Source organism: Curtobacterium sp. MCSS17_016, from assembly GCF_003234255.2.
Classification (GTDB): domain Bacteria; phylum Actinomycetota; class Actinomycetes; order Actinomycetales; family Microbacteriaceae; genus Curtobacterium; species Curtobacterium flaccumfaciens.
This window is the reverse complement of sequence record NZ_CP126254.1, coordinates 2053845-2067787: the sequence shown is the minus strand read 5'-3', so window position 1 is coordinate 2067787 and position 13943 is coordinate 2053845. Positions and strand designations below refer to the sequence as shown.

Annotated in this window: 11 protein-coding genes; 10 read left to right on the top strand and 1 reads right to left on the bottom strand. The window is 71.4% G+C overall.

The window, feature by feature from the left end; all coding sequences use genetic code 11:
- Positions 1-112 precede the first annotated feature (112 nt).
- From DEJ19_RS09840 to mshC, 3 genes are all read left to right on the top strand, one after another.
- Positions 113-1441 carry a M20/M25/M40 family metallo-hydrolase gene (locus DEJ19_RS09840; RefSeq protein ID WP_111232949.1) on the top strand — a complete coding sequence of 443 codons (1329 nt, stop codon included), beginning with the start codon at positions 113-115 and terminating at the stop codon, positions 1439-1441.
- Positions 1442-1503: 62 nt separating this feature from the next.
- Positions 1504-2334, top strand: a complete 831-nt coding sequence (locus DEJ19_RS09835; RefSeq protein WP_027465647.1) for an undecaprenyl-diphosphate phosphatase — start codon at positions 1504-1506, stop codon at positions 2332-2334.
- Entirely contained in the window at positions 2331-3575 is a 1245-nt protein-coding gene (gene mshC, locus DEJ19_RS09830; RefSeq protein WP_111232948.1) for a cysteine--1-D-myo-inosityl 2-amino-2-deoxy-alpha-D-glucopyranoside ligase, read from the top strand. Before DEJ19_RS09835 ends, mshC begins: the two co-directional genes overlap by 4 nt.
- 505 nt (positions 3576-4080) lie before the next feature.
- Here the strand turns inward: mshC and DEJ19_RS09825 are convergent.
- Positions 4081-5004: a proteasome assembly chaperone family protein gene (locus DEJ19_RS09825; protein WP_027465645.1), complete on the bottom strand. Its 924-nt coding sequence runs from the start codon at positions 5002-5004 to the stop codon at positions 4081-4083.
- Between the two features lie 152 nt (positions 5005-5156).
- Here DEJ19_RS09825 and DEJ19_RS09820 point away from each other — a divergent pair, with 152 nt between their 5' ends.
- The 7 genes from DEJ19_RS09820 to DEJ19_RS09790 all read left to right on the top strand — a co-directional run bounded on the left by DEJ19_RS09820 (position 5157) and on the right by DEJ19_RS09790 (position 13943).
- Entirely contained in the window at positions 5157-5906 is a 750-nt protein-coding gene (locus tag DEJ19_RS09820; RefSeq protein ID WP_232750091.1) for an HAD family hydrolase, read from the top strand.
- Positions 5903-7081 (top strand): tRNA (adenine-N1)-methyltransferase, encoded by a 1179-nt coding sequence (locus DEJ19_RS09815; protein WP_111232947.1) that lies wholly within the window; start codon positions 5903-5905, stop codon positions 7079-7081. The genes DEJ19_RS09820 and DEJ19_RS09815 overlap by 4 nt, the downstream gene beginning before the upstream one ends.
- Before the next feature lie 42 nt (positions 7082-7123).
- Complete coding sequence (locus DEJ19_RS09810; protein ID WP_111031701.1) at positions 7124-8044, top strand: FKBP-type peptidyl-prolyl cis-trans isomerase; 921 nt, start codon at positions 7124-7126, stop codon at positions 8042-8044.
- A gap of 71 nt (positions 8045-8115) precedes the next feature.
- Positions 8116-9168, top strand: a complete 1053-nt coding sequence (locus DEJ19_RS09805) for a helix-turn-helix transcriptional regulator (RefSeq protein ID WP_111232946.1) — start codon at positions 8116-8118, stop codon at positions 9166-9168.
- Positions 9161-10132, top strand: coding sequence for a helix-turn-helix transcriptional regulator (locus tag DEJ19_RS09800; RefSeq protein ID WP_111030116.1), 972 nt, complete (start codon positions 9161-9163; stop codon positions 10130-10132). Before DEJ19_RS09805 ends, DEJ19_RS09800 begins: the two co-directional genes overlap by 8 nt.
- A 623-nt stretch (positions 10133-10755) precedes the next feature.
- Entirely contained in the window at positions 10756-11508 is a 753-nt protein-coding gene (gene tatC / locus DEJ19_RS09795; protein WP_111232818.1) for a twin-arginine translocase subunit TatC, read from the top strand.
- Entirely contained in the window at positions 11505-13943 is a 2439-nt protein-coding gene (locus DEJ19_RS09790; RefSeq protein ID WP_111232701.1) for a DEAD/DEAH box helicase, read from the top strand. Before tatC ends, DEJ19_RS09790 begins: the two co-directional genes overlap by 4 nt.

Below are 13943 nucleotides of genomic sequence, written 5' to 3'. Positions count from 1 at the left end.
AGAAGACACTAGCACGGGTCTGAACGCGCGATGAACACGGTCGCGCATCCCGGGCGAGTCCTGCACGCGCTGTCCCGGCGACGGGGTCGGTGCCGACCGATACCGTGGAGCCATGACGAACCCGGAGCCCTCCGAGCCGCAGTCCGTGCCCGAGCTCGAGGCCACCGCGGCGATCGCCCGCGACCTCATCCGCATCGACACGACGAACTGGGGCGAGGGGAAGTCCCGTGGGGAGACCGCGGCGGCCCACTACGTCGAGGACAAGCTCCGCGCGCTGGGTCTCGAGCCGCAGTTGTTCGAGTCCGAGCCGGACCGGGTGAGCGTCGTGGCGCGGGTTCCCGGTCGGAACCGTGACAAGTCGGCGCTCGTGGTGCACGGGCACCTCGACGTGGTGCCGGCGGATCCGGCGAACTGGTCGGTGGACCCGTTCGGTGGCGTGGTCAAGGACGGTTCGCTGTGGGGTCGGGGCGCCGTCGACATGAAGAACATGGACGCGATGATGCTCACGTCGCTGGCGGACGTCATCGAACAGCACGGTGCGCCGGAGCGTGACCTGGTGATCGCGTACTTCGCCGACGAAGAGGCCGGGGGAGTCCTGGGGTCCCACCACGTGGTCGACCAGCACCCGGAGGTCTTCGCGGGGGCGTCGGCGGCGATCAGCGAGGTCGGCGGGTACTCGATCACGCTCGGTGACCGTCGCGCCTACCTGCTGCAGACCGGCGAGAAGGCGCTCATGTGGGTGAAGCTGATCGCGCGCGGCACCGCTGCCCACGGCTCGCACGTGATCCGCGACAACGCCGTCACGAAGCTCGCGGCGGCGGTCGCCCGGATCGGCAGCGAGGAGTGGCCCGTCCGGCTCTCGGCCACGACGGACGCGATGGTGGCCGAGGTGGCGCGGTTCCTCGGGGTCGACCCGACGGTCACGGGCCCGGACGAGGTCGCCCTGGCCACCGGCTCGGCGTCGCGGTTCATCCACGCCGCGCTGCACACCACGTCGAACCCGACGGTGCTGACCGCCGGCTACAAGCACAACGTCATCCCGGACACCGCCGAGGCCCTGGTGGACATCCGCTGCCTGCCGGGTGACGAGGAGTCCGTGCTCGAGCGGGTGCGGGAGCTCGCCGGACCCGACGTCGAGGTGGTCATGTCGTTCCGCGACATCGGCCTCGAGCAGGACTTCGGCGGCCCGCTGGTCGATGCCGTCCGCGACGTCCTCGGCCGGCACGACCCGGGCGCACCGGTCCTGCCGTACCTGCTGTCCGGCGGCACCGACAACAAGGCGCTCTCGACGCTCGGCATCGCGGGGTACGGGTTCGTGCCGCTGCAGCTGCCGGCCGGTGTCGACTTCCCCGCGATGTTCCACGGCGTGGACGAGCGGGTGCCGCTCGACTCGCTGGCGTTCGGTCGGCGGGTGCTGGGCGACCTGCTCGCCACGTACTGATATTGTTCATGGTCGCCGTCGTGGCGGTGCCCTGACCGACCTCCCCCTGAAAGGCCCGTGCGATGCACATCCTCGAGGCGATCTTCCTCGGCTTCGTCCAGGGGCTCACCGAGTTCCTGCCCGTTTCCTCCAGCGCGCACCTGCGCATCGTGGGGCTCTTCCTGCCCGACGCGAAGGACCCCGGTGCGGCCTTCACCGCGGTGACGCAGCTCGGCACCGAGACCGCGGTGCTCATCTACTTCTGGAAGGACATCACCCGGATCATCGGGCGGTGGTTCCGGTCGGTGGTCAAGCGTGACGTGCCGAAGGGCGACCCCGACGTCCGCCTCGGCTGGCTGGTGATCCTCGGCACGATCCCGATCGGGGTCGCCGGGCTCCTGCTCAAGGACTCGATCGAGACCACGTTCCGGTCACTCTGGATCGTCGCGATCGTCCTCATCGTGTTCGGTGTCGTCCTCGGGGTGCTCGATCGGGTCGGCCGCAAGGAGCGCCGGATCGAGCAGATGACGTTCCGCGGTGGTCTGCTCATCGGTCTGGCGCAGATGCTCGCCCTGGTCCCCGGAGTGTCCCGTTCCGGCGCGACGGTGTCGATGGGCCTCGCTCTCGGGTACACCCGTCCGGCGGCCGCGCGGTTCGCGTTCCTGCTGGCGATCCCGGCGGTGTTCCTGTCCGGGTTCTACGAGGCCGCGACGAGCCTCGGTGACCACGGCTCGCCGTTCGGACTCGCCGACACGCTCATCGCGACCGTCGTCGCCTTCGTGGTCGGGTTCGTCGTGATCGCGGCGTTCATGAACTACATCAGCAAGCGCAGCTTCATGCCCTTCGTCGTTTACCGGATCGCACTCGGTATCGTGCTCATCGTGTTGTTGTCGCTCGGAGTGATCCAGCCGTGAAGGCCTGGCAGGCCCCATCCGTCCCCGACGTCCCCGGCGCCGCGCCCCGACCGGTCGTCCACGACACCGCAACGGGCAAGCCGGTGGACCCCACCCGCGACGAGGACCGTGCCGCGCTGTACGTCTGCGGCATCACGCCGTACGACGCCACGCACCTCGGCCACGCGGCGACGTACCTGGCGTTCGACACCCTCGGCCGCGCCTGGCGTGACGCGGGGCTCGACGTCGAGTACGCGCAGAACGTCACCGACGTGGACGACCCGTTGCTCGAGCGTGCCGCCCGCGACGGCGTCGACTGGCGTGAACTCGCTGCGTCCCAGGTCGACCTGTTCCGTCGCGACATGGAGTCGCTCCGGATCCTGCCGCCGGACGACTTCGTGGCCGTCACCGACGAGGTCGAGCGCGTCGCCGAGGCGGTCTCGTTCCTGCAGGAGTCCGGCTACGCGTACGAGGTCCCGACCGACGGCGCCGAGGGCGACGACCTGTACTTCGACGTGAACCGCCCCACCGACGCATGGACCCTCGGTGACGAGAGCGGCCTGGACCGCGAGACGATGCTCGCCCTCGCAGCCGAACGCGGCGGCGACCCGGATCGTCCGGGCAAGCGCGACCCGCTCGACCCGCTGCTGTGGCGCGCCGCGCGTGACGGCGAGCCGGCCTGGGACACCGAGATCGGCCCCGGTCGCCCCGGCTGGCACATCGAGTGCAGCGTCATCGCCGGTGACCGCCTCGGGCTGCCGATCAGCGTGCAGGGCGGCGGGAGCGACCTCGTCTTCCCGCACCACGAGATGAGCGCCGGGCACGCTGCTGCCCTCGCGCACCAGCCCCTCGCGAACGCGTTCGTGCACACCGGGATGATCGCCTACCAGGGCACGAAGATCTCGAAGTCGCTCGGCAACCTCGTCACCGTGCGCGGGCTGCTCGACGACAGCGCCGACCCCCGTGCCATCCGGCTCGCGCTGCTGTCGCACAAGTACTCCGACGACTGGGAGTGGTTCGACACCGAGCTGACGAGCGCCCAGACGCGGCTCGCCGGCTGGGACGCCTGGGCCTCGGGAGCCTCCGCCGGGCACGCCGACGACGCGGCGGACGTCGCGGCACGCATCCGCGCGCGGGTCTCCGACGACCTGGACACCCCCGGTGCCGTCGCTGCGGTCGACACGGCGATCGCCGGTGGCACGGCGTGCACGCCGGAGCTCCTCGACCTGATCGACGCGCTGCTCGGCATCCGCCTGGCCTGACGGGGGCCGCAACACGGTCGCGTGCGTGCCGCCGAGGGGTCAGGAACTGTCGCCCGGGCGGGCCGCAGCCGACGGTTCGCGACCACTCGCCGGAGGTGAGCGGCGTGTCCTGACCGCTCGCGGCCGCCGGTCGGGAGGCCCGTGGCGGGGCCGACCCGTGCCTCCCGTCCGCCGTGTGGTCGCAACACGTCGCGTGCGTGCCGCCGAGGGGTCGGAAACCGTCGCCGGGGCGGTCGGCAGCCGACAGTTCGTGACCACTCGCCGGACGTGAGCGGGGTGTCGTGACCGTTCGCGGCCGCCGGACGGGAGGCCCGTGGCGGGGCCGACCCGTGCCTCCCGTCCGCCGTGTGGTCGCAACACGTCGCGTGCGTGCCGCCGAGGGGTCAGGAACTGTCGCCCGGGCGGGCCGCAGCCGACAGTTCGCGACCACTCGCCGGACGCCCACCACGGACAGGAGGCACGGTGCCAGCCGGCACCGTGCCTCCTGTCCGTCAGCGGGTGACGGCTACTGCTGGGGCCGCCACGGCCCCTCACCACCGGCGGTGCCGCCGTCCTTGCCGTCCTTGCGCTCACGGCGACGGAGGTACTGCTCGAACTCCTGCGCGATGGCGTCCCCCGAGGCCTCGGGGGAGTCGACCGTGTCGCGCGCCTGCTCGAGCTGCCCGATGTAGGACGCCATGTCCTCGTCGTCGGCGGCGAGGGCGTCGATGCCCTCTTCCCACTCGGTGGCGTCGTCGAGCAGCGAGCCACGGGGCACGGTGACGTCCGTGAGCTCCTCGATCTTGTCGAGCAGCGAGAGCGTGGCCTTGGGCGAGGGCGAGTTGTGCACGTAGTGCGGCACCGACGCCCACAGGGACAGCGTGGTCAGCCCGGCCTTGTCCATGGCGTCGGCGAGGACCCCGAGGATGCCGGTCGGGCCCTCGTACGAGGACTTGTCGACGTCGAAGGCGGCGCGGACACCGGCGTTCTCGCTCGACACGAACACCGAGATCGGTCGGGTGTGCGGGACGTCGGCGAGCATCGCGCCGACGAAGACCACGGCGTCGATCGAGTAGACGTCCGCCAGGTCGATGATCTCCGAGCAGAAGCCCCGCCAGGTGCGCGAGGGTTCCGGGCCGACGAGCACGAAGACGTCACGGTCGGTGGGGGAGCCGGTGGCACCGATGACCGGACGCCCCTCGGCTCCGGGGCCGTGCAGCACGATCCGGGGCCACTGCACGCCGCGGTCGCCGTTGTCGTCGGTGCCGACGGTGGGCCGGTTGAACTGGTAGTCGACGTACCGCTCGCCGTCGAGCTCACGCAACTCGTCGAGGCCGAGCGACTCGACGATGCGACGCGCCAGACCGCTCGCGGCCTCGCCGGCGTCGTTCCAGCCCTCGAAGGCGACGACGAGCAAGCGACCGTCGCTGAAGGGGGAGTGCTGTGGCACGGAGCGGACCTCCTGGTGGTGGAGCGGAGCGGAGCGGGGCGGGAGCGATGCCCCCGGCCGGACACGATTCAGGCATCCACTGTAGGCCCAGGGGGTGTCGACGCACGCGCGCGTCCGCGCCCAGCGGAACGGCCCCGGTAGACTCGTCGCCCGTGACCGCGCATCCTCCTGCCCTCGTCCCGCCCGCAGCCGTGCTGTGGGACATGGACGGCACGATCATCGACACCGAGCCGATCTGGCAGCGGTCCCAGGTCGACCTGACGAACCGCTACGGCGCCGAGTGGACCCACGAGGACGGCCTGTCCCTGGTCGGGTCCGGCCTCGAGCGCTCCGGTGAGCTCCTGCGCGCCAAGGGCGTCGACATGGAGGTCGAGGAGATCATCCAGTGGATGACCGACTACGTGATGGAGCACCTGCGCGCCGGTGAACTGCCCTGGCGGCCGGGTGCCCGTGAGCTCGTCGAGGAGCTCCACGCCCGCGGCATCCCGACCGCCCTGGTCACGATGTCCCGTCGCAAGATGGCGCTCGTCGCCGCCGAGGCCCTGGGCGAACGCGGCTTCCGCGTCGTCGTGGCCGGCGACGACGTCGACCGCCCGAAGCCGTTCCCGGACGCGTACCTGTCCGCCGCGGCGCAGCTCGGCGTCGAGCCCACCGCGTGCGTCGCGATCGAGGACTCCGCCACCGGCGTCGCGTCGGCCGTCGCCTCCGGCGCCGTCACGGTCGCCGTCGAGCACATCGTCCCGCTGTCCGAGATCGCCGGCGGCGACGTGCACCTGACCACCCTGGCGGGCGTCGACGTCGACCGGCTGGTCGAGTTGACGACGCCGGCACTGGCCGCACGGGCTGGAGGCGCGGTGCCGGACCCGGCGCACGCTGCGGACACCGAAGGGGTCACCCGATGAGCCACACCGACGACGCACGCGACGACGCGGACGCGAGCAGCGCCTCCAGTCCGACCACGGACCCGACCGCAGCCCTCCCGCACACCGCGGGCGGCGCTCCGCACACGCCGCCGCGCGGCCCGTTCCGGGCCGGCGACCGCGTGCAGCTGACCGGTCCGAAGGGCAAGCTCACGACGCTGTCGCTCGAGACCGCGGGTGAGTACCACACGCACCGCGGGGTGCTCCGGCACGACGACGTCATCGGCCAGCCCGACGGCTCCGTCATCCGGGCGAGCACCGGTGACGAGTACCTCGCGCTCCGTCCGCTGCTCAACGACTACGTCATGTCGATGCCGCGTGGTGCCGCGATCGTCTACCCGAAGGACGCGGCGCAGATCGTGGCCTTCGCGGACGTCTTCCCCGGGGCCCGCGTGGTCGAGGCCGGCGTCGGCTCGGGGGCGCTGTCGCTGTTCCTGCTCCGCGCGATCGGCCCGACCGGGCAGCTGCAGTCCTTCGAGCGCCGCGAGGAGTTCGCGGCGATCGCGAAGGGCAACGTCGGCACGTTCCTCGGCGCCGTCCCGGACAACTGGTCCGTCACCGTCGGTGACCTGGTCGAGTCGCTCCCCGACGCAACCGAGCCGCAGAGCGTCGACCGGGTCGTGCTCGACATGCTCGCGCCGTGGGAGTGCGTGGATGCCGCGGCCGACGCCCTCGTGCCCGGCGGACTCATCGTCTGCTACGTCGCGACCGTCACGCAGCTGTCCCGCACGGCCGAGGCCCTGCGTGACACCGGACGCTTCACCGACCCGATGCCGAGCGAGACCCTGGTGCGCACCTGGCACGTCGAGGGCCTCGCCGTCCGCCCGGACCACCGCATGGTCGGGCACACCGGGTTCCTCATCACGGCACGACGCCTGGCCGACGGCACCGTGCTGCCGAACCTGAAGCGCCGCGCGGGCAAGGCGGAGTTCTCGGACGAGGACATCGAGGCCTGGACCCCCGGCGCCGTGGGCGAGCGGGCGACGAGCGACAAGAAGCTCCGCAAGGTCGCCCGGCAGTCGGCGGCGCAGGCGCGCAAGGTCGCGGCGGCCGAGGCGTCGTCGGCGGCGGATGGTGCTGTGGCTCCGTCCGAGGGCGCTGTGGCTCCGTCGGAGGCCGCTGTGGCTCCGTCCGGGGCCGTCGAGGACGAACGGTAGGCTGACGGCGTGCCCGTCCTGCATCGAACGGAAAGAGGGTCCGTGCGCACCATCCCCGCACTCCTGGTCACCATCGGTCTCGCGGTGTCCCTCACCGCCTGCGCCTCGAACGGTGCCGGCACCACGCCCTCGAGCTGTGCCGCTCCCGGCGCCGCGTCCGAAGCGGTGACCGCCACCGGCAAGTTCGGCTCGGAGCCGAAGGTCAACGTGCCGAAGGGCCTGACCACCAAGGGCACCCAGGTGTCCGTGCTGCAGCAGGGCACCGGTCGCACGATCGACGACGGCACCCCCGTCCTGGTCGAGTACACCCTGGTCGACGGCTCCACGGGCCAGGTCGCCCAGACGAGCGGCTACTCGGGCCAGACGGCACCGATCACCGCCGGCGCGAGCAACTACGGGGCCCTCGGTGCCTCGCTGCAGTGCGCCCGGGTCGGCGACCGCCTGGCGGTGGCCCTGCCGAAGAGCGCCCTCAGCAGCACCGGGGGCACCGCTGGCAGCTCCTCGTCGAAGAAGACCGAGGACGCCGTCATCGCCGTCATCGACGTCAAGCGCGCGTTCGACGCCCGTGCCACCGGCACCCCGCAGCTCGCAGGCGACAAGATGCCGGCCGTGGTGCTCGCGCCCTCCGGCGCCCCCGGCATCACGATCCCGTCGTGGAGCGCGCCGAAGTCGAACGAGACGCACCTGCTCCGCAAGGGCGACGGTCGCGAGCTCACCGCGAAGGACACCGCGGTCATCAAGTACACCGCCGTCACCTGGGGTGCCGACCCGTCCGTCGCCGGCTCCAGCTGGACCGACGGTTCCGGCGCGCAGGCCATCCCGCTCACCAAGGGCCAGGTCGACGAGGGTGTCCGGTCCGCCATCGTCGGGCACCACGTCGGCGACCAGGTCCTGGCCATCGTCAACCAGCAGGGAACCGCGTACGCGTACGTGATCGACGTCCTCGGGGCGATCTCGAACTGACCCGGTCCGCCCGTCCACGGACCGCGGCGCGGGTGCACTCCGGTGCACCCGCGCTGCCGTAGGATCGGCTCGTGCCAGCGACCCGTGTGCCCCGTGTGCCCGCCGAGGAGCGGCTGTTCAGCCTCGTGCTCGCGCTGCTCTCGACGGAGTCCGGGTTGACCAAGGGCGAGATCCTGGCCAACGTGCAGGGGTACCGGCAGCGGTTCTCGACCGGTGGCGACAACGCCTCGCTCGAGCGCCAGTTCGAACGCGACAAGGACGACGTCCGCGAACTCGGCATCCCCCTCGAGACCATCGAGACCCCGGGTGCCGCGGGCAACAACCAGACGCTCCGGTACCGGATCCCGAAGGGTGAGTACGACCTGCCCGTCGACGTCCGCTTCACCCCGGACGAATCCGCGTTGCTCTCCCTGGCCGCGATGGCGTGGCGCGAAGGCGCGCTGTCCGCCGACTCCCGCCGCGGTCTGCTGAAGGTCCGCTCGGCCGGTGCCGAGGATGACGACGGCGCCCTGCAGCTCGGGGTCGACGCGTACGCCCCGCGGCTCCGCGCCCGGGACGCCTCCTTCGAGCCGCTCCGCTCCGCGCTCGACCGCGGCGCCGCAGTTCGCTTCGACTACATCACGCCGGGGCAGCACGACGCCCGTCGGCGCGAAGTGGCTCCTCTCGCCCTGGTGCAGCACGGCGGCCGGTGGATGCTCGCCGCCCACGAGTTCGCGACGGACTCGGACAAGAACTACCTGCTGGCCCGCATCGTCGGACCGGTCACCCAGTACGAGGTCGGGCAGCACACCGCTCCCGTCGGCGCGGGGGAGCGCACCCTCGCCGAGCTCGAGCGGATCTGGGCCGAGCGCACCGCGCGCATCGCCGTGACGCCGGGTTCCGACGCCGAGCGCCGACTGACCCGTCGCCGCGACACCGAGACCGACGCCGACGGCGCGCTCGTGCTGCACCACGTGGACCCGCAGATCCTCGCCGAGGAACTCGCCGCGTTCGGACCCGAGGTCCGGGTGCTCGAACCCGACGACCTGCGGGCACGGGTCGAGGAGCGCCTCCGTGCACTCGTGCGCGACCACACCGACGACGACCGTGCCGCAGCCCCCGGAGAGGACCCCGTTCGTGGCTGACGCCCAACCCCTGCAGGCGCAGGACAAGCTCGCGTTCCTGCTCGCCCTGGTGCCGTACCTGATCGACCGCGAGCGGGTCTCGGTGGCCGAGGCCGCTCGGCACTTCGGTGTACCGGAGGCCCGCATCCGGCGCGCCGTCGAACTCATCGCGGTGTCCGGGGTGCCCGGCGAGACGATGCAGTACCAGCACGGCGACCTGTTCGACATCGCGTGGGACGACTTCGACCAGAACGACATGATCGTGCTGACCAACCTCGTGGCGATCGACGACTCACCGCGGCTGTCGGCTCGTGAGGCGTCGGCGCTCATCGCCGGTCTGCAGTACCTGTCCGCGCTACCCGAAGCCGCCGACCGTGACGCCATCCGCGCGCTGATGGCCAAGCTCTCCCGCGGAGCCGGGGGAGCGGCGTCGACCGTCGCCGTCGGGCAGGACCTGCACGATGTCGCCCTCGCCACCATCCGGCGGGCGATGTCCGACGGCCGCGGCCTGGTCTTCGAGTACGCCGGACCGCGCACCCAGGGCGGCACCCGACGGGTCGACCCGCTCCGGGTCGAGTCCATCGACACCGACTGGTACCTGCGCGCGTGGGACCTCGACCGGCAGGCGCTCCGGACGTTCCGGCTCGACCGGATGTCCGAGGCCCGGGTCGACGACCGCGCGGCCGAGAAGACCATCGATCAGGTCGTGATCCCGGACACGCTGTTCCAGCAGGCCGCCGACGACGTCATCGTCACGGTGGAACTCGACTCGACGTCGCTGCCCCTGGTCGCCGACTTCCTGTCCGACACGGCCGACGCGCCCGACTCCGACGGCCGTGTCCGCATCCGGCTCGCGGCGTCGCACGGGTTCGACGGCGTGGTCCGGCTCGTCGCCGGGTTGCCTGGTCGTGCCGTGGTGCTCGACCCGCCCGCCGCTCGTGACGCCGTGCGCGACTTCGCGGCCGCGGCCCTCGCCGCGGGCTGACGTCTGCAGCTGCGGCCCGTTCGAGCGCTGCACGTTCCGACCGGGTACGCCCGATCCCGCCAGGTATGCCTGATCTCGCCAGGTATGCCTGATCTCGCACGGTGGACCTCGGGTACCTGGTTGTTCCGGGCGTACCTGGTGTGATCTTCCGACCCGGTATGCCCGTTCCCGCCAGGTATGCCCGAACTCGCCAGGTACGCCCGATGTCGCACGGTGAAGCTCGGGTACCTGGTGGTTCCGGGCGTTCCTGGTGTGTTGCTCCGACCAGGTACGCCCGATCTCGCCAGGTACGCCCGGTCTCGCCAGGTATGCCCGGTGTCGCTCGGTACGCCCGACCTCGTACGGCGGACCTCGGGTACCTGGTCGTTCCGGGCGTACCTGGTGCGATCTTCCGACCCGGTACGCCCGATCTCGCCAGGTACGCCCGATCTCGCCCGCCACCCACCTGCTCGCCTCCCACGCGCCCGCCCCCGCCGCCCGCTCGCCACCCACCCGCCACGCGGCCGCGCCGACCCCCGGCGGACTGTCGGTCCCGACCCCGTAAGATCGAGCACATGGCTTCGACGACCGCGCGCGGGCGAGCGAAGCGGCAGGGGCGCCAGAAGACCGACGCCGAAGGCCGCATGTCGCTCGGGCAGCACCTCATCGAGCTGCGCAACCGTCTCTTCCGCGCAGTCGTGGCGATCGTCGTCGGTGCGATCGGCGGCTGGTTCCTCACCCCGTGGGTGCTCGACGCGCTCCGGGCACCGGTGACCGAGCTCGCCAAGGTCGGCGGACACACGGCCGAGCTGAACTTCCCGATGATCACCGGGGCGTTCGACCTGAAGCTGCAGATCGCGATCACCATCGGCGTCGTCATCGCGAGCCCGGTCTGGCTGTACCAGATCTGGGCGTTCATCGTGCCCGCGCTCGTCCGGCGCGAGCGGCAGTACGTCTGGGGCTTCCTCGGCACCGCGATCCCGTTGTTCTTCGCCGGGTGCTACTTCGGGTGGTACATCCTGCCGCACGTGGTCGGCATCCTCGGCAGCTTCGTGTCGAGCCAGGACACCTCGATCGTCGATGCGAAGGCGTACTACGACTTCGTCATCAAGCTCATCGTCGCGGTCGGCATCGCGTTCGTGCTGCCGGTCTTCATCGTGCTGCTGAACTTCGTCGGGGTGCTGTCGGCTGCCGCGATCATCAAGAGCTGGCGCGTCGCGATCCTCTGCATCCTGGTGTTCTGCGCCATCGTCACCCCGAGCGCCGACGTCATCTCGATGTTCCTGCTGGCCGTCCCGATGACCGTGCTGTACGTCGCGGCCTGCTTCATCGCGTGGATCCACGACCGCCGTCTGGCGAAGCGCCAAGCGAAGCTCGACGAGGAGTACGACCTGTGAGTGGCACGAGTGCGGCCGAGCGGTTCGCCGCGGCCAAGGTTCGCAACCGGTCGCGCAACCTCGAGCTGTTCCGGACCGACCTGCGGTTCGATCTCGACCCGTTCCAGTTCGCCGCCTGCGACTCGCTCGACCAGGGCCGCAGCGTCCTGGTCGCCGCCCCGACCGGAGCCGGCAAGACCATCGTGGCCGAGTTCGCCATCTGGCTCGCCATGCGCCAGCCGACGGCGAAGGTCTTCTACACGACGCCGATGAAGGCACTGAGCAACCAGAAGTACGCCGAGCTCGTCGACGTCTACGGCGAGTCCGAGGTCGGGCTGCTCACCGGCGACACGAACGTGAACCCCCGCGCCCGCGTCGTCGTGATGACGACCGAAGTGCTCCGGAACATGATCTACGCCGACTCGGACCTGCTCGACGACCTCGCCTGGGTGATCCTCGACGAGGTGCACTACCTCGCCGACCGGTTCCGCGGTGCCGTGTGGGAAGAGGTCATCCTACACCTCCCGACCGAGGTCCGCCTGGTCTCGCTCAGCGCCACGGTGTCCAACGCCGAGGAGTTCGGCGACTGGCTGCAGACCGTCCGCGGCGACACGGACGTCATCGTCTCCGAAGACCGTCCGGTGCCGCTCGAGCAGCACGTCCTGGTCGGTTCGAAGATGGTCGACCTGTTCGACTCGAGCGGTGCCGCGGCGACGAACCGCGTGAACCCGGAACTGCTCCGCATGGTCGGCGGCGGTTCCCGGAGCGAGCGGAACGGCGGCGGCCACCGCGGCCGGCGCGGTCGTGGTGGCTACCCCGAGCGTCGCGGGCCCCGCACCGAGAAGGTGCACCGCGAACAGATCGCGCACATGCTCGACGAGCGGATGCTCCTGCCCGCGATCTTCTTCGTGTTCAGCCGCAACGGCTGCGACCAGGGCGTCCGCAACGTCCTGCGCTCGGGCCTGTCCCTGACGACGGTGCAGGAGCGCAACGAGATCCGCGAGACGGCGGAGTACCACTGCCGCACCCTGCTCGACGAAGACCTGGCCGTCCTCGGCTACTGGGAGTGGCTCGAGGGGCTCGAGCGCGGGGTCGCGGCGCACCACGCCGGCCTGCTCCCCGCCTTCAAGGAGGTCGTCGAGAACCTCTTCCAGCGCAAGCTCCTGAAGGTCGTGTTCGCCACCGAGACCCTGGCGCTCGGCGTGAACATGCCGGCGCGCACCGTCGTGCTCGAGAAGCTCGAGAAGTTCAACGGCGAAGCCCGTGTGCCGATCACCCCGGGGGAGTACACGCAGCTCACCGGTCGTGCCGGTCGTCGTGGCATCGACGTCGAGGGGCACTCGGTCATCCAGTGGACCGACGGACTCGACCCGCAGGCCGTCGCGTCGCTGGCCAGCCGCCGCACGTACCCGCTCAACTCGTCGTTCAAGCCGACGTACAACATGGCCGTCAACCTGATCGACCAGTTCGGCCGGCAGCGCACGCGCGAGGTCCTCGAGACGTCGTTCGCCCAGTTCCAGGCCGACCGGTCGGTGGTCGACCTCGCCCGCAAGGTCCGCTCGCAGCAGGAATCCCTCGACGGCTACCGCGAGGCGATGCAGTGCCACCTCGGCGACTTCACCGAGTACTCGGCACTCCGCCGTGAGCTCTCCGACCTCGAGCGCACGAACGTGCCCGGCGGCCGCGAGGCGTCGCACGGCGCCCGCCAGGAACGCCAGGCCGCGATCACGGCGGTCCGCCGCCAGCTGCAGCGCCACCCCTGCCACGCCTGCCCGGAGCGCGAGGCCCACGCCCGCTGGTCCGAGCGCTGGTGGAAGCTCAAGCGCGCCAACGACAAGCTCGTCCAGCAGATCCGGTCCCGCACGGGCGCCGTCGCCACGACGTTCGACCGTGTCACCGAGGTCCTGCTCGAGCTCGGCTACCTGGTGGACGCCGGCAACGGTGAAGCCACGGTGGCCGCGGGTGGCCGTCGCCTGCAGCGCATCTACGGCGACCGCGACCTGCTGGTCGCCGAGTGCCTCGAGGCGGGGGTCTGGAAGGACCTCACCCCGGCACAGCTCGCCGCCATGGCCGCGACGATCATCTACCAGCCCCGCCGCGAGGACGCGCCCGGCACCGAGCATGCCCTGCCCCGCGGTGCGTTCCGCCCCGCGCTCGACGAGACACTGACCATCTGGTCGCGCCTGGACGACATCGAGCGTGCGGCGCGCCTGGCCGGTTCGCAGCCGCCGACCCCCGCGATGGCCGTCGGCATGTTCCGCTGGGCCTCGGGCTCGGCCCTCGACGACGTCCTCCGCACCCTCGACCTGCCGGCCGGCGACTTCGTGCGCTGGTCGAAGCAGGTCATCGACCTGCTCGACCAGATCCGGAACGCCGGCGACGACGAACTCGCCCAGACCGCCCGACGGGCGACGGACGCGGTTCGCCGCGGCATCGTCGCCTACGCGGCGGTCTGA